This window comes from Bacteroides sp. AR29, assembly GCF_900217715.1.
Lineage (GTDB): Bacteria > Bacteroidota > Bacteroidia > Bacteroidales > Bacteroidaceae > Bacteroides > Bacteroides uniformis.
Genome location: NZ_OBMS01000007.1, coordinates 39,477 through 55,494 on the forward strand (window position 1 = coordinate 39,477; position 16,018 = coordinate 55,494).

19 protein-coding genes and 1 tRNA gene are annotated in these 16,018 nt (G+C 45.3%); 7 read left to right on the forward strand and 13 right to left on the reverse strand.

Features of this window, described 5'->3' with window-relative positions; translation table 11 throughout:
• Window positions 1-67 precede the first annotated feature (67 nt).
• The gene (locus tag CSD97_RS06270) at window positions 68-862 is read left to right on the forward strand and encodes a thymidylate synthase (RefSeq protein WP_005827101.1); all 795 of its coding nucleotides are present in this window, start codon (window positions 68-70) and stop codon (window positions 860-862) included.
• Window positions 863-907: 45 nt separating this feature from the next.
• Window positions 908-1,396: a dihydrofolate reductase gene (locus CSD97_RS06275; RefSeq protein ID WP_008664019.1), complete on the forward strand. Its 489-nt coding sequence runs from the start codon at window positions 908-910 to the stop codon at window positions 1,394-1,396.
• Window positions 1,397-1,398: 2 nt separating this feature from the next.
• Here the strand turns inward: CSD97_RS06275 and CSD97_RS06280 are convergent, their stop codons facing one another.
• A complete protein-coding gene (locus CSD97_RS06280; protein WP_005827104.1) occupies window positions 1,399-1,875 on the reverse strand; it encodes an Lrp/AsnC ligand binding domain-containing protein in 477 nt (158 codons plus the stop codon).
• Between the two features lie 239 nt (window positions 1,876-2,114).
• Here CSD97_RS06280 and CSD97_RS06290 point away from each other — a divergent pair, with 239 nt between their 5' ends.
• Together CSD97_RS06290 and CSD97_RS06295 are read left to right on the forward strand one after the other, a co-directional pair.
• On the forward strand, window positions 2,115-3,392 hold the full coding sequence (locus CSD97_RS06290; RefSeq protein ID WP_005833095.1) for an IgA Peptidase M64: 1,278 nt from the start codon (window positions 2,115-2,117) through the stop codon (window positions 3,390-3,392).
• A gap of 24 nt (window positions 3,393-3,416) precedes the next feature.
• Window positions 3,417-3,953, forward strand: a complete 537-nt coding sequence (locus CSD97_RS06295) for a GNAT family N-acetyltransferase (RefSeq protein ID WP_005833097.1) — start codon at window positions 3,417-3,419, stop codon at window positions 3,951-3,953.
• A gap of 75 nt (window positions 3,954-4,028) precedes the next feature.
• Here the strand turns inward: CSD97_RS06295 and CSD97_RS06300 are convergent, their stop codons facing one another.
• From CSD97_RS06300 to CSD97_RS06340, 9 genes are all read right to left on the reverse strand, one after another.
• Entirely contained in the window at window positions 4,029-4,493 is a 465-nt protein-coding gene (locus tag CSD97_RS06300) for a biopolymer transporter ExbD (RefSeq protein ID WP_025833345.1), read from the reverse strand.
• The gene (locus tag CSD97_RS06305; RefSeq protein ID WP_035449112.1) at window positions 4,493-5,083 is read right to left on the reverse strand and encodes a biopolymer transporter ExbD; all 591 of its coding nucleotides are present in this window, start codon (window positions 5,081-5,083) and stop codon (window positions 4,493-4,495) included. Before CSD97_RS06305 ends, CSD97_RS06300 begins: the two co-directional genes overlap by 1 nt.
• 35 nt (window positions 5,084-5,118) lie before the next feature.
• A complete protein-coding gene (locus tag CSD97_RS06310) occupies window positions 5,119-5,604 on the reverse strand; it encodes a hypothetical protein (RefSeq protein ID WP_005833104.1) in 486 nt (161 codons plus the stop codon).
• Between the two features lie 5 nt (window positions 5,605-5,609).
• Window positions 5,610-6,413 (reverse strand): MotA/TolQ/ExbB proton channel family protein, encoded by an 804-nt coding sequence (locus CSD97_RS06315; RefSeq protein WP_005833106.1) that lies wholly within the window; start codon window positions 6,411-6,413, stop codon window positions 5,610-5,612.
• A gap of 77 nt (window positions 6,414-6,490) precedes the next feature.
• Window positions 6,491-6,578 (reverse strand) — tRNA-Ser (locus CSD97_RS06320).
• Window positions 6,579-6,740: 162 nt separating this feature from the next.
• Complete coding sequence (locus CSD97_RS06325; RefSeq protein ID WP_022401446.1) at window positions 6,741-7,520, reverse strand: TatD family hydrolase; 780 nt, start codon at window positions 7,518-7,520, stop codon at window positions 6,741-6,743.
• Between the two features lie 8 nt (window positions 7,521-7,528).
• Window positions 7,529-8,230 carry a hypothetical protein gene (locus CSD97_RS06330; RefSeq protein WP_005827126.1) on the reverse strand — a complete coding sequence of 234 codons (702 nt, stop codon included), beginning with the start codon at window positions 8,228-8,230 and terminating at the stop codon, window positions 7,529-7,531.
• Between the two features lie 18 nt (window positions 8,231-8,248).
• Entirely contained in the window at window positions 8,249-9,223 is a 975-nt protein-coding gene (locus tag CSD97_RS06335; protein WP_098032144.1) for a polyprenyl synthetase family protein, read from the reverse strand.
• An 80-nt stretch (window positions 9,224-9,303) separates the two neighbouring features.
• The gene (locus CSD97_RS06340) at window positions 9,304-9,990 is read right to left on the reverse strand and encodes an energy transducer TonB (RefSeq protein WP_005833113.1); all 687 of its coding nucleotides are present in this window, start codon (window positions 9,988-9,990) and stop codon (window positions 9,304-9,306) included.
• Between the two features lie 262 nt (window positions 9,991-10,252).
• Here CSD97_RS06340 and cmk point away from each other — a divergent pair, with 262 nt between their 5' ends.
• The 3 genes from cmk (at window position 10,253) to pfkA (ending at window position 12,942) form a co-directional block, all read left to right on the forward strand.
• Window positions 10,253-10,948 (forward strand): (d)CMP kinase, encoded by a 696-nt coding sequence (cmk, locus tag CSD97_RS06345; RefSeq protein WP_034525522.1) that lies wholly within the window; start codon window positions 10,253-10,255, stop codon window positions 10,946-10,948.
• Window positions 10,949-10,955: 7 nt separating this feature from the next.
• Entirely contained in the window at window positions 10,956-11,822 is an 867-nt protein-coding gene (locus tag CSD97_RS06350; protein WP_005827134.1) for a 4-hydroxy-3-methylbut-2-enyl diphosphate reductase, read from the forward strand.
• Between the two features lie 139 nt (window positions 11,823-11,961).
• A complete protein-coding gene (gene pfkA, locus CSD97_RS06355) occupies window positions 11,962-12,942 on the forward strand; it encodes a 6-phosphofructokinase (RefSeq protein ID WP_022401441.1) in 981 nt (326 codons plus the stop codon).
• 60 nt (window positions 12,943-13,002) lie between these two features.
• On the opposite strand, the gene CSD97_RS06360 is transcribed toward pfkA, so the two are convergent.
• From CSD97_RS06360 to CSD97_RS06370, 3 genes are all read right to left on the reverse strand, one after another.
• Window positions 13,003-13,842: an SDR family oxidoreductase gene (locus tag CSD97_RS06360; protein WP_005827139.1), complete on the reverse strand. Its 840-nt coding sequence runs from the start codon at window positions 13,840-13,842 to the stop codon at window positions 13,003-13,005.
• A gap of 36 nt (window positions 13,843-13,878) precedes the next feature.
• On the reverse strand, window positions 13,879-15,102 hold the full coding sequence (locus CSD97_RS06365; RefSeq protein WP_008664036.1) for an NADH:flavin oxidoreductase: 1,224 nt from the start codon (window positions 15,100-15,102) through the stop codon (window positions 13,879-13,881).
• 65 nt (window positions 15,103-15,167) lie between these two features.
• Window positions 15,168-15,938 carry a DUF1295 domain-containing protein gene (locus tag CSD97_RS06370; protein ID WP_098032122.1) on the reverse strand — a complete coding sequence of 257 codons (771 nt, stop codon included), beginning with the start codon at window positions 15,936-15,938 and terminating at the stop codon, window positions 15,168-15,170.
• Window positions 15,939-16,018 lie beyond the last annotated feature (80 nt).

The following is a 16,018-nucleotide window of genomic DNA, read 5'->3' on the forward strand; positions in this document are numbered from 1 at the left end:
TTATTAATTATTAATTAATAATTAATTCTCCTACCTTTGCGTTCGGATAAAAACAGAGCATTACATCATGAAACAATATTTAGACCTGCTGAACCGCGTACTGACCGAAGGCGTAGAGAAAAGCGACCGTACGGGTACCGGCACCATCAGCGTATTCGGCCACCAGATGCGTTTCAACATGGATGAAGGCTTCCCCTGCCTTACTACCAAGAAGCTGCATCTGAAATCAATCATATACGAACTGCTATGGTTCCTCCAAGGAGACACCAATGTGAAATATCTTCAGGACAACGGTGTACGCATCTGGAACGAATGGGCGGACGAAAACGGTGACCTGGGACATATCTACGGGTATCAATGGCGCTCCTGGCCGAACTATAAAGGTGGATTCATCGACCAAATCAGCGAAGCTGTAGAAACCATCAAGCACAATCCCGACTCACGCCGGATTATAGTCAGCGCATGGAATGTAGGCGATTTGGACAACATGAACCTCCCTCCCTGCCACGCTTTCTTCCAGTTCTATGTCGCCAACGGACGGCTGAGCCTGCAACTGTACCAGCGTAGTGCGGACATTTTTTTAGGAGTGCCCTTCAACATTGCTTCCTATGCCCTGCTCCTGCAGATGATGGCGCAAGTCACCGGACTGAAAGCCGGAGATTTCATCCATACCTTAGGAGATGCTCACATCTATCTGAACCATTTGGAGCAGGTAAAACTCCAACTATCTCGTGAACCGCGGGATTTGCCGCAGATGAGAATCAATCCGGATGTGAAAAACATCTTCGACTTCAAGTTCGAGGATTTTGAGTTGGTCAACTATAACCCGCATCCGCATATTGCAGGAAAAGTGTCAGTATAAATCCTACAATAAAAAGATAGAAAGAGAAAAGAATTTTACACACATATGATTAGTATTATTGCTGCAGTAGACAGAAAGAGAGGTATCGGCTATCAGAACCGGTTGTTATTCTGGCTTCCCAATGATTTGAAGCGTTTCAAAGCCCTCACCACGGGAAATACCATCATCATGGGCCGAAAGACTTTTGAATCTCTCCCCAAAGGTGCGCTTCCCAACCGCCGCAACGTTGTTCTGTCCACTCAAAAAGATTTGATCTGTCCCGGTACAGAAGTTTTTCCCTCATTGGAAGAAGCACTAAGCAGTTGCCAGCCCGACGAACACGTCTACATCATCGGCGGTGCAAGCGTTTATCGCCAGGCACTCCCCTTTGCAGATACCCTCTGCCTGACCGAAGTGGATGCAGAAGCCCCTCAGGTGGACGCCTACTTTCCCGAAGTCGCTCCGACTGTATGGCAAGAAAAAAGCAGGGAGTCCCATCCCGCAGATGAGAAGCATCCCTGCCCTTATGCATTCGTCGATTATATCCACCGGTAAAATTAATCTTCCTCTTCTTCTACCGTTATAGGCATCTGCCGCTTGATGGCTTCGTGGAAAGAAATCAAGGTTTCCGTACGCGCCAGTCCCAGCGGCTGCAACTTATCATGTATGATGCTCAGCAAATGATGGTTGTTGCGGGCATAAAGCTTTATGAACATATCATACTTGCCCGTTGTAAAATGGCATTCCACAATCTCGGGAATAGCTTCCAATGCTCTCGTTACAGCATCAAAAGAAGCAGGATCCTTTAGATAGATACCGATATAGGCGCATGTTTCATATCCTATCTTCTCCGGATCAATCACATATTCAGAACCTTTCAATATACCTAAGTTTGTCAGCTTTTGAATGCGCTGATGAATGGCTGCTCCCGATACATTACAAGCTCTAGCCACTTCAAGGAAAGGAATGCGTGCATTATCGGCTATAAGTTTTAAAATCTGTTCGTCTAAAGTATCCAACTGATGATGTCCCATTTCAAATTCTAATGATTAATAAATTACTATATCTCCCGCATATCTATACGGCAACATGCAAAGTTAGCTATTTTTTCGCCAATAAAAATACGGTTTATAACTTTTCTTACAAAAAAAAGAATAATACCGCATATCAGGCATTTCAAAGTGCATATGCAAAATTCCATCTCGCACGACCGGAAAATTGCAGATGAGCTTTAAAGATATTATCTTTGTAGTAGCAATAATAATGAACCGTTATGAAAAAGTATTCCTTATTCCTATTATGCCTGATGGCAGCAATATCCTTGCATGCCCAAAGTTTTGCAGATTATTTTGCAGATAAAACCCTGCGTGTCGACTATATCTTTACCGGAAATGCAGCCAAACAAGAGATATGCCTGGACGGATTGTCTTGTCTCCCCTCTTGGGCAGGAAGGAAGCATCATTTATCTGAGTTGCCCCTGCAAGGAAACGGACAAATCATTATGCGAGATGCAGCCAATGGCAGCGTAATCTACAAAACATCCTTTTCTTCGCTCTTCCAGGAGTGGCTGGAAACGGATGAAGCCAAAGCGGTGACCAAAGGATTCGAAAACACCTTTCTCCTTCCCTATCCCCTCCGTCCTGCAGAAATAGAAATAACACTTCTCGACCCGCGTAGAAATGTACGGGCAAGCATGAAACATACGGTCAGTCCCGACGACATCCTGATACATCAGAAAGGTACTGCCCACATCACACCACATAAATATCTGCTGCAAAGCGGCAATACGGCCAAATGCATCGACGTAGCCATCCTTGCAGAAGGATATACTCCCGAAGAGATGCCGGTATTCTACGAAGACGCAGCCATTGCCTGCGAAAGTCTGTTTGCCCACGAACCCTTCCGGTCCATGAAAAAGCACTTCAACATTGTAGCAGTGGCCAGCCCCTCCGAAGACAGCGGAGTAAGCGTACCACGCCTCGGAGAATGGAAACGGACAGCATTCAGCTCTCATTTCAGCACATTCTATTCAGACCGGTATCTGACAACCTCCCGTGTCAAATCCATACACGATGCGCTGGCGGGAATACCGTATGAACACATCATCATCCTTGCCAATACGGAAGAATACGGAGGCGGTGGAATCTATAATTCCTATACCCTTACTACCGCCCACCATCCCATGTTCCGCCCCGTTGTGGTACATGAGTTCGGGCATAGCTTTGGCGGACTGGCCGATGAATACTTCTACGACAATGACGTGATGACAGATACCTATCCACTAGATGTGGAACCCTGGGAACAGAACATCAGCACAAGAATCGATTTCACTTCCAAATGGAAAGATATGCTTGCTCAAGGAACTCCCGTTCCTACTCCCTCTTCTGAAAGTGGAACATATCCCGTAGGCGTATATGAAGGAGCTGGCTATTCTGCCAAAGGCATCTACCGTCCGGCAGACAATTGCCGCATGCGCACCAATGAATACCCTACTTTCTGCCCGGTCTGCCAACGGGCCATCTGCCGCGTCATTGAATTTTATACTGAATAAAAACAAACTAAACTAAAAGAACTTATGATCAGACTTCAACGTATTACAACAGCTGACACAGACTTGTACAGCTACATGGAGAAATTAATGACTCAATCGTTCCCTTCAGAGGAGTACCGGGAACTGGAGGAATTGCGCAAGTATACAGATACCAAAACGCACTTCTATAACAATATCATCTTCCATAACAACACCCCGGTAGGTCTCATCACTTACTGGGATTTCGGACATTTTTACTATATAGAGCATTTTGCCATTGACCCCACACAGCGTAACGGCGGATATGGAAAGAGTGTACTGAACCATTTGTGCCAACTCTTAAAACATCCCATTGTCTTGGAAGTGGAAATACCCGAAGAAGAAATGGCTAAACGCCGCATTAACTTCTATCAACGGCAAGGATTCTCCTTATGGGAAAAGCCCTACCAACAGCCTCCCTATAAAGCAGGAGACAACTACCTGCCTATGCTCATCATGGCCTATGGAGATATAGAATGTGGAAAGGATTTTGACCTTGTAAAGGAACACATCTACTGCGAAGTATATAATGTGAAATCTTAAAAATCCAATATACTTAAAACAATAAAGGTCGTTTCAACAAATGAAACGACCTTTATTATATCATTAAATCAACTCTTACTGACGCGGTTGCGCAGAATAGTTAATCTTCAAAGCATAAGCTTGACGAAGAGCTTCCTTGATATCTGTTACGATACCCATTTTCGTATCTTGGTCAACTTTCAAAGACACTGTCATCTGCGGCTGATCTTCTTCTTTCATACTGGCACGTTCACCAATAATGTAATCTTGAATTTCAGCAACTTCAGCATAGCTGTCGTTCAACTGGATACGGCTCTCATTACCTAACTTCTTACGAAATTCGGCAGTAGGTTTTCCTACATAGATAAACGTAACCAAAGACTTCTTTTCAAGTTTCTCCAATTCTGTAGCTTGCGGAACCTTAAACTCAACCTTTAATGTTACCTCACGCATAGTTGTTACAATCATGAAGAAGAACAACAAGGTGAAGATAAGGTCAGGCAGAGAAGAAGTGTTCAACGCCGGCATTTCACGTTTACCAGTCTTATTAAATTTTCCCATTACTTCTTTTCTCCGTACTTTTTAGGTTCTGCCTCAGAAATTCTCTGAGGATAAATATCACGAATTGCATCTTGTTGTTCTTGATCCAACTCGACATAATTCTTCTGCCACTTCTCCTGAGCCAGTTCATCGCGTAACTCATTGTAAGCCGCTACCAACTCATTCTGTACAGCCATATATGCCTTATAGGAAGAACCACGGTCACAACGCAAAGAAACCACATGATTTTCCGTTACTTGAACCGTACCAAAGAAAGGAACATTCTTAGAAATCTTTTCTGGCTTCGTTTCATCATTATACGGATTGGCAATGAATTCCTTTGCCTTTGCACGCAATTGTTCTACGTTAATATAATCGTTACCGCACATTAACTGGTCATTCATATTCAAGAAGACTTGCAAAACGTTACGTTCTTTCTTCTTCTGGTCCTCAATCTTCTGGTCTTTTTCGGGTGGAGGCGGCAAACGTCTTGCCAAACCACGGTCAGTATCCATAGATGTCGTGATCAAGAAGAAAATCAGCAACAAGAATGCAATATCCGCTGTAGAACTTGAGTTAATATCAGGAACTTTTCTTTTTCCTTTTGCCATTGTAATTACTCTTTAAATTGAGTTACCTCAATCAGTTATGATAATTTCTTCTTAATACTACTAAAAATGATTGCCAACACTGTACCGGCAAACAAAATATAAATAGAATAGAGGAACATATCGGTAATCTTCAACCAGAAAGGAACATTGTCAGTACCGCTATATCCCGGAATAGTAAGCGGCTCATCGCTACCCATAGTCCAAGCTATAACCACTACAACAATCAATACAATCAAGCCGATTAAAGATTTCAAAGCTGCCCCCGGATTATCCTTCAAGGCAGATCCGAATTGGAACAATACACCAACCAACGTAGCAATTACAGCTACAGCCAACAGAGCATACGTCAAGTAAATCAATGCATCTGTCTGAGCCGGTTGCCACATTTCTGAGTCAACGCTCATCAATACTGCATCACCTTGAGCATCTCCACCGAAGTAGAACAAGCCCAGCACTACCAAGATGATAGCGAACATGGCATACAGTACGTAGTATGATACTTTATATGATAACTTAGCCATCTTAATTATTTTTTGTATTTCAAGTCATATTTGATAACCATATCCAACAGTGAGATAGAAGAATCTTCCATTTCACTTGTCAAAGCTTCAATCTTAGACAAGATATAGTTGTAGAATACCTGCAGAATCAAAGCAACAATCAAACCGAAGATAGTAGTAATCAAGGCAACCTTCATACCACCTGCTACAACCGTCGGAGAGATATCACCTACCTGCTGGATTTTATCAAAAGCCTGAACCATACCGATTACAGTACCCAAGAATCCTAAAGACGGAGCCATTGCGATGAACAATGTAATCCAAGAGCAACCTTTTTCCAGATAACCGGCTTGTACACCACCGTAAGATACTACAGACTTTTCTACTACGTCGATACCTTGATCGATTCTCATCAGACCTTGATAGTAGATAGAAGCGATAGGACCTCTTGTGTTACGTGCGATATCTTTAGCAGCCTCAACGTCACCTTTTTCCAAAGCAGCTTCGATAGCAGCCAAGAACTTCTTTGTATTAATTTCAGCCAAGCTCAGATAAATGATACGTTCAATACAGAATGCAAGACCGATAACCAATGCGATAGCTACCAAACTCATGAAAGATGCAGTACCTTCAATAAACTTAGTCTTAAGCTCTTTGTGGATACCACCCTCGGCAGCTTCCATAGCAGCAGGGGCAGCAGCATCAGCAGCAGGTGCTACAGCTGCTTGTTCAGTTTGTTCAGCTGCAGGAGCATCTTGAGCCTGAGCAAGTTGAGTTGAGCCAAATGTTAAGACTCCCATCACAGCAACAATTGCAAATAACTTTTTCATTGTGTGTCTAATTTTTAAGATTAATTAATTAATTTATTTATTATAATTTGTTGTTTTATCTTCATTTCATCACACTGCGGAGAGACGGGGATTCGAACCCCGGATACCCTTTAGGGGTATACACGCTTTCCAGGCGTGCCTCTTCAACCACTCGAGCATCTCTCCAATAGACGCCTTTTCTGAAATCGGGTGCAAATTACAAAAAAAATGCGAACCACAAGCGTTTTCAGCTACAAATGTATTCTTTTTTTTGTTGTTCTGCTTCATTCGACCCGTTTTATATTAAATAAAATCTCAAAATTAATAAACTTTAAAATCTCAAAGAGCTTATTTGAGCATTCCGAACACTTTTAAAGTGTTATCAGAAGTAACCTGGGCCACCTTTTCAGGAGAGTTCCCATAGATTCCGGCCACCTTTACCAAAGTATCCTTAACATATGCGCTTTCGTTCCTCTTGCCTCGATTGGGAACCGGAGTCAGATAAGGGGAATCGGTTTCCAGCACGATGCGTTCCAAAGGAATATTCTTCAAGACTTCCGGCAAAGTTGATTTTTTGAAAGTCACCACACCATTTATTCCTATCATGAAATCCGCAAATTCCATAATCCTGCAGGCCTCTTCCGAGGTCCCCGTAAAACTATGGAAAATTCCTTTCAAAGGAGTCTGCTGATAGGGTTTCAACACATTATATATATGGTCGAACGCTTCCCTACAATGCAGCACTACCGGCAAACCGTATTCCAAAGCCCACTCAATCTGCCTGTCCAACACCCTTTGTTGTTCTCTGAGAAAAGTTTTATCCCAATACAAGTCCATACCAATCTCGCCAACCGCAACAAATTCATTCGGTGAAGCCAGCTCCCGGGCCACTATTTCCAACTCCTTTTCATAATCCGCACCCACAGAGGTAGGGTGCAATCCAATCATCGGATAGCAATACCCTTTATATTCACGGCACACCCGAAGCATAGGTCCTATGGTGGTACTATCGATATTGGGCATAAAAATATGCGTGACTCCTGCCTCACGGGCACGAGCCATCACTTGAGGCAAATCCTCTGCAAACTCTTCTAAAAAAAGATGGGAATGTGAATCAATCAATCTCATTCTTCAACTTACTCTTTGCGTTTTTCACCGGTGCGGTAATAATAGATTATTCCATAATCACGGCATAAATCCAGACGTTTCTCATTGGGAGTGACCTCCTCGAATTTCTTTTCAACCTGGTTCCATATATCCAAAATCAAACCATCCGCCTCTGCACGCATCGAAGCCAAGGTGTCCAAACTGCGGGCTGTCAAAGATTGAAGATTCTTTTGCTTCTCATAACTATCCATGAAAATATCATAATGCACCCTCACTTTTGCAATCGTAGGGTTATAAATGGGAATTCCTCCCTGGGATATACGTTTGTTTTCCCCATCCACGATTTTACGCCCCCACTCTGCCAAGGCAGGCTCTGTCGATAAATCAGGCACATTATTGTTGCTTGTGTCCAAACCGTAATATTCCTTATGAGCAATACGCACTTCAGAACGGATGACAGCTAAATTCAACACCTGGATAAAATGAGAAATATACAGACGGGCAGTCTTTACATTAGCCTGATGCTTACGTCCCGCCCGAGCCTGCCGCTCAAAACAGTCGGCATAATAAGCTTGCGCAGCTTCAAACTTTGTAAGAAAATTCCGCGCATCAGTCAACGCCTTCAAAGATACGGCCAAATCATACACATTACATATATCACCCTTGACGACCACTGCTTTCAGCGCCCGTATTCTCGCTTGATCTGTATTAGGCAATCTTCTATAAGGCATTTTCTCCCGGATTTAAAGTTATACTTCCCGATGCATCAGGTTAGCCATCAGGTTCTTCAATTCCTCTTTCTTTTCATCTGCCACCTTCACCGCCAACAGACTTTCCATTGCGCGTTCACAATACTCTTCCATCTTTTTCTCACACAGTTCCTTGACGCCAATCCGGTTATACAGTTCCGTCACCGCAGCAACTTTCTCCTCCGGGTTGAATGCAACAGCATCCACCCAAGCATTCAAGCGGGTCAACTGCTCCTCATCCGCATGTTCAAAAGCCTTTATCAGCATGTAGGTCTTTTTATTGCACAGAATATCACCTCCAATATTCTTTCCAAAGACGGCAGCATCGCCATAAACATCCAGGAAATCATCTTTCAACTGAAAAGCGACACCCAAGTTCATGCCAAAATCATACAACTGCTCCGCATCTTCAGAAGAAGCCCCTCCCAAAAGAGCGCCAATCTTCAAGCTTGCAGCCAACAATACCGAAGTTTTCAGACGAATCATTTCCAGATACTCCTCTGCCTTCACATCCTTCCGATGTTCAAACTCCATATCCAGCTGCTGTCCTTCACAGATTTCCAGTGCAGTCAGACTAAATATATCCATTACCTCTTTCAGGCATTCAACCGGACATTGAGCCATAAACTGATAAGCCAATACAAGCATTGCATCCCCCGAAAGAATGGCGGCATTGTCATCCCAGACTTTATGTACTGTCTCCTTGCCACGGCGACGGTCTGCACGGTCCATCAAGTCGTCGTGCAAAAGAGTATAATTATGATACACTTCAATCCCCGTTGCAGGGTTAAAAATACGGGTAATATCCTCCTGATACAGATTGTAGGCCATCAACATCAATACCGGACGGATTCTTTTTCCGCCCATGGACAACACATAGGTAACGGGAGCATATAAACCTTGAGGAGTACGGACAAACTGCAATTCTGCAATATGAGAATTTATTCTTTCTAAAAGCTCGGAGGCTGTAAACATGGCATTTTCAGAATTTAGGAAATAGCGGATAATGAAAAGAGGCTGCATTCCGGCAGCCTCTCCCACTTATAGATATTTTATTACTGCAATCTAAACATTACAGGCACGGTATACTTAACGCGAACGGGTTTACCACGCTGCATACCGGGTTTCCACTTCGGCATGCCCATAATCACGCGGACAGCTTCTTTGTCCAAGTACGGGTCAACACCTCTCAGCACCTTAGCATCTACGATACTACCGTCCTTATTGACCACAAACTGTACAGTTACACGGCCTTGAGTTCCGTTTTCCTGTGCAATAGTAGGATATTTAATGTTCTTGCTCAGATACTGCATCAAACCGGCCATACCACCGTTCGGGAATTCGGGCATCTGCTCCACCACCTCGAAAATAGTCTGTTCTTCCGGTTCTTCCTCTTCCACTGCTACGGGAACATATTTGATTTCCACAGCCTGATTCAATTCCTCAGAAGATACGATGGCAGTTTCTTCCACGTCGGCATCGTCCTCAACGATAGTCAGCGTTTCTGCAATCGCAGGAGCTTCGGGGGGCGGAGGAGTAACCTGCTCCGGCTGTTCTGTAATAGGGATGATTTCCTCTTCAAATACTAAGTCGGTAATAGCCTGACTCGTATCAATCTTGATGTCACGCTTTGTCCACTCGAACGCAACAAACATGAAAGCGAGCACGATTACATAACCGACAAGCAGCCAAGTCGACTTCTTACTCTCCAGGTCTGCCTTAGGTGATTTCTTAATTTCCATAATTTATAATATAATTTTAGTGTTTCTCATTTGGGGCAAATATAGTACTTTTCCCAAGAATGTTCACGCTCTGCTGTTTTTTTTTACACAACAGACGTTCCTTTTTCATTTTTTTAATCCTTCAAAAGCCTCCACATGCTTTTGTGCCACAAATGTAACGAGATATTTTAAAAATACCGTATCTTTGGCAAGAATTTTAAATGAAATATTGAAATTTTCTATTTTGCAGGTGTTATACCTGTATAACTATAGCATAAAAGTCATGAAAAAGATAACAATAGCAATCGACGGCTTTTCCTCTTGCGGAAAAAGCACTATGGCCAAAGACCTTGCCCGCGAAATCGGTTACATATATATAGATAGCGGTGCCATGTATCGGGCAGTAACATTATATAGTATAGAGAATGGTATTTTCCAGGGTGACCGCATAGATGCCGAAAAACTGAAAAGTCTAATAAAGGATATACATATTTCTTTCCGCCTGAACCCCGAAACCGGACGCCCGGATACCTACCTGAACGGAGTAAATGTAGAAAACAAAATCCGTACCATGGAAGTGTCTTCACGTGTCAGTCCCATTGCAACATTGGATTTCGTACGCGAAGCTATGGTGGCACAGCAACAAGAGATGGGCAAGGCCAAGGGTATCGTTATGGACGGGCGCGACATCGGCACTACCGTTTTTCCGGATGCCGAGCTGAAAATTTTTGTAACCGCCACCCCCGAGATACGGGCACAACGCCGCTATGACGAACTAAAGGCCAAAGGGGAAGAAGCCAGCTTTGACGAAATTCTGGAAAATGTGAAACAACGGGACTATATTGACCAAAACCGGGATGTAAGTCCGCTGCGCAAAGCTTCTGACGCTTTATTGTTGGACAACAGCCACCTGAGCATTTCCCAACAAAAGGAATGGCTGGCGGAACAATTCGAACGGGTTATAAAGGAGAAGAACTGAACCGGATATGGCAAAAGTAGAAATAGACGAAGGCTCCGGCTTCTGTTTCGGAGTTGTCACTGCAATAAACAAGGCAGAAGAGGAACTGGCGAAAGGAGGGACCCTCTATTGTCTGGGAGACATCGTGCACAACAGCCGTGAAGTGGAACGCCTGAAGGCAATGGGGCTGATTACCATCAACCATGAGGAATTCAACCACCTCCACAACGCCAAAGTGCTGCTGCGTGCTCATGGAGAGCCCCCTGAAACTTATGACATTGCCCGCCGCAACAATATAGAAATCATTGACGCAACCTGCCCGGTCGTACTCCGCCTGCAAAAGAAGATTAAGCAAGAGTACGTCCAGGAAGACAACCGCGACAAGCAAATTGTCATCTATGGCAAAAATGGACACGCCGAAGTACTGGGTCTGGTAGGACAAACCACCGGAAAGGCCATCGTCATCGAAAAGCAGGAAGAGGCAAGGAAACTGGATTTCAGCAAAGACATCCGTCTCTACTCCCAGACCACAAAGTCTCTGGACGGATTTCAAAACATTGTGAAATACATAGAGGGACATATCTCACCGAAAGTCACTTTCGAGTCCTATGACACTATCTGCCGACAAGTAGCAAACCGGATACCTAATATCCGGAAATTTGCAGCTTCCCATGATTTAATATTCTTTGTCAGCGGCAAAAAAAGCTCTAACGGCAAGATGCTGTTCAGTGAGTGTAAAAAAGTCAATGCCAATTCACATTTGATAGACAGTGCCGAAGAAATAGATAGTTCTCTGTTAGCCGGTGCCAATTCCATCGGTGTCTGCGGAGCCACTTCCACCCCCAAATGGCTGATGGAAGAAATTTCAGAAGCCATAAAGTCAAAACTTAAATAACAGTTTGTCATCCTTTTGGAACAGCAAATTAACGTAATTTATTAGTCACCGCCTCAGCTTTTTACTATCTTTGCGGCATGAAAAAATAGTCCAAATCTATTTTTCATCATGATTATTAATACTAAACAAAAAGATTGTTATGGGAACAGTTAAGTGCATTGGTATCTTGACATCAGGAGGTGATGCTCCGGGAATGAACGCAGCCATACGTGCCGTGACACGTTCGGCTATTTACAACGGACTTTCAGTTAAAGGTATATATAGAGGTTACAAAGGTCTGGTAACCGGCGAAATCAAAGAATTCAAAAGCCAAAATGTCAGCAACATCATCCAGCTGGGTGGTACAATCCTGAAGACAGCCCGCTGCAAAGAGTTCACGACTCCCGAGGGCCGCCAGATTGCTTACGACAACATGAAGAAAGAAGACATTGACGCCTTAGTGATTATCGGAGGCGACGGTTCGCTGACCGGTGCTCGTATCTTTGCACAAGAGTTTGACGTGCCTTGTATCGGGCTGCCGGGAACTATCGACAATGACCTTTATGGAACAGATACCACTATCGGCTACGACACCGCGCTGAACACGATCCTGGATGCTGTGGACAAAATCCGTGATACAGCCACTTCCCATGAGCGCTTGTTTTTCGTAGAAGTCATGGGACGCGATGCCGGTTTCCTCGCTCTGAACGGCGCCATCGCCTCCGGAGCAGAAGCAGCCATTATCCCGGAATTCAGTACGGAAGTGGACCAACTGGAAGAATTCATCAAGAACGGTTTCCGGAAATCCAAGAACAGCAGTATCGTACTGGTAGCCGAGAGTGAACTGACCGGCGGTGCAATGCACTATGCAGAGCGTGTAAAGAACGAATACCCCCAATATGACGTACGCGTAACCATCCTCGGTCACTTGCAACGCGGTGGTAGCCCTACGGCACACGACCGTATCCTTGCCAGCCGTCTGGGCGCAGCCGCCATCGACGCAATCATGGAAGGACAGCGCAATGTCATGATAGGCATTGACCACGATGAAGTGGTATACGTTCCCTTCACGAAGGCCATCAAGAATGACAAACCCATCAAGAAAGACCTTGTAAATGTATTGAGAGAACTGTCTATCTAATGACAGACAGTTCAGATACCCCATAAACAGAGAAGGCGACATATGCGCCTTCTCTGTTTTTTACAACCATTTTTTCACTATACTTTCCGTCCTCTCCCACAGTTCTTCCATCTGTACATGCCGGGTGTACTTCTCCGAAAGAGACTTGGGACGGCAACTGGCATTCAATGTCCCCGTACGTTTACCGGCATCCTCATCCAGCAATAAGCCGACAGCTGTTGCAGCTCCCTTACGGGGAGTACGGATAAAAGGCCTAAAAAGTATATCTGTCAGCGGGTCAAACCACATATGCATGGTGATGATATTGGTAGACACAATCCCCGGGTCGGCCGCATTCACAACAATACCTTTGTGTTTGACGCGACTGGCCAAGTCGATGGTGAACAGAGTCAATGCCAGCTTCGTGTTGCTATATATAGGAATGCGCCAAAAGCCACCCTTCCTTCCCCGGAGGAAAAAATCCGGAAAGTCAAGATGACCGATGGCATACGTACAAGATACCATATTCACAATACGGCTCCCCTCTCCCATCAATGGCAGCAGCTTGCGGGTCAGCAGGTAAGGCCCTACATAATTGACACTCACCGTCCGTTCCAGTCCGTCTTCGGTAATGCGGCGTTCCGTTTCCATGGTTCCGGCATTGTTCATCAACAACGCCAACGGCTCTCCCCGCTTCAACAGATGCTCTGCAAATGCGGCCACTGAAGCCAGAGATGCCAAATCAATGGGAGCAGTCTCAATACGCGGATTACCGGTTTCACGCATCAGCAGTTGCCGCTTGGGTTCGGCAGCTTGGGGGTCACGGCATGCCATGATGACCTGATAGCCGGCAGTTGCCACTGCGCGGGTAATTTCCATGCCCATGCCACCGTCTGCCCCGGTTATAACAGCTAAATTCACTTTAATAATTAAAAATTGAAAATTAAAAACTAAAAATCAGCCTTTCGCTTCGATTTTCTCTATCTCCCTTTTCAGACAAGGTGGAAGCTCCTCCTTCAAATGCTGATGGCATGCCATCTCGATGGAATACATCCGGGCAATGCAATAATTACTATGCCGGCAGTTGCAACGTGCATTCTCTTCGGCACGCATGCGGTTGACAAACCCCGGCTCATTGAGCAGAGCGCGCGCCATTTGCACAGCCTCGAAGCCGTCATCCAGCACCTCATCTATCTTGTCCCTGGAAACCAGGCCACCCACATAAACCAACGGTATCTTCAAGGCGGCACGGAATTTCAAGGCATCTTCCAGGAAATAAGCTTCCTTAAACGGTACGCTCGGTATCATCCATTTGCCTACCATGCGTACACCGTATTTCAACCACCAGCAGGTCATGTAATGCGTCATGCTGCGGATAGGCATTTCGCCCCGCATGACATACATCGGCGCCTTACTGACAAACCCACCGCTCAAGACCAACGCATGTGCTCCCGACTGCTCCAGCCTCCGGGCCACCTGCATCGTCTCGTCCAGCTCCATCCCTCCACGGAAACCGTCGCGCATGTTCATCTTCACCAGCACAGCCATATCACTGCCGGCAGCCTTCATCACTTCTTCCATCACCATATCCATAAAACGCATACGGTTCTGCAACGAGCCTCCGAACTCGTCTTTCCGATGGTTGGTGGACGGGGACAAGAACTGGCTGATGAGATAGCCATGCCCTGCATGAATCTCTACAGAATCAAATCCGGCCTCCCGTGCCAGATTCACCGAACGCCCATAAGCACGCGCCATCTCCGGCAGCTCATCGGCACGCAGTCCGCGCACAAAGGTAGGAGAGTAAAGATTGAAACCGGAAGATGCGCCGACGGGCATACAACCGCAAATGCTCTTATGGGACATGTTGCCACAGTGTCCCAACTGGATGCCTGCCGCAGCCCCCTCCGCATGTATGGCATCAGTCAGCCTACGGAGTCCGGGGATAATCTCAGGACGCATCCACAACTGGCGGTCAAAAGACAAGCCGCTCTGAGTAACTGCCGCATAAGCAACAGTAGTCATACCTATACCTCCCGCCGCTACCGACCGATGATAGTCGAGCAACATGTCCGACGGAGCGTTTCCGGGACACATGCTCTCGAAAGCAGCCGAACGAATGGTACGGTTACGCAAGGTCAACGGTCCGAAAGTGACGGGTGTGAATAACTTGGATTCCATCGTTATGAGTTATGAGTTATAAGTTATGAATTATTCATTTTCCATTTTCAACTCTCCATTTTCCATTAATAAAGAAATGGAATGATGCGTTTGCGCTTTCCTACCACCTCATCACCAAACTCCTCCCGATAACGGCGGTGAATGGCATCGGCACGGGGAACAAGGTTGGCAAACGTCCACCAGACGAACACCCACGCAGCGGGAGAGGCTGTGAGTATGGCAAACCCCGTCCATTCCACCAGCTCACCGAAGTAATTGGCAGAAGTTACGTATCGGTAAAGCCCTTTTCCGGGAAGATAATGCTTCGTATCACCCGGCCTGCGCAGATGACGTATCACATAGTCGGAATGCAAATTGACGAACATACCCGCAAAAAACAGAATGATTCCCAACAAGGCATGAGGTTTCAGCAAATAGGCCCAGCCATCGGCATACAAGCCTTCGGGAGCGAAATAGAACAAACCGCCCGCCTGCATCATCCCGTTCAAAAGGTTGAAGACGATACCCATCGCCATAATAGCTACCGGCATCCGGCTTTTACCTTTCAGCAGGAACGGAAAAATAAAGGCCCGCTGAAGATAGTGCAACTGAAACAGCAGGAAAAAGAAATATACCGGCACGGCAAATCCCGCTCCACTCTTCCCCCACAACCCAAACATAACGATGAATACCGGCGCTTCCATAAGCACCCACGCCAGTTTATTATTGATGGAGATTCCCCACGAGGCAGTACGGAACATGCCATAACCCGCTTTGACAAAATAGAGCGCAATAAAGACGACCAATGCCACAGCACTCATTACCCACAGAAATATCTGAAAAGTTTCCTGATTCATAGTTCTTTATTTATGCGAAGCAAAGATAAAGAAAACTCACAACAAACAAATCGTTTTCCCCGGATAATTGTTTTTTCATG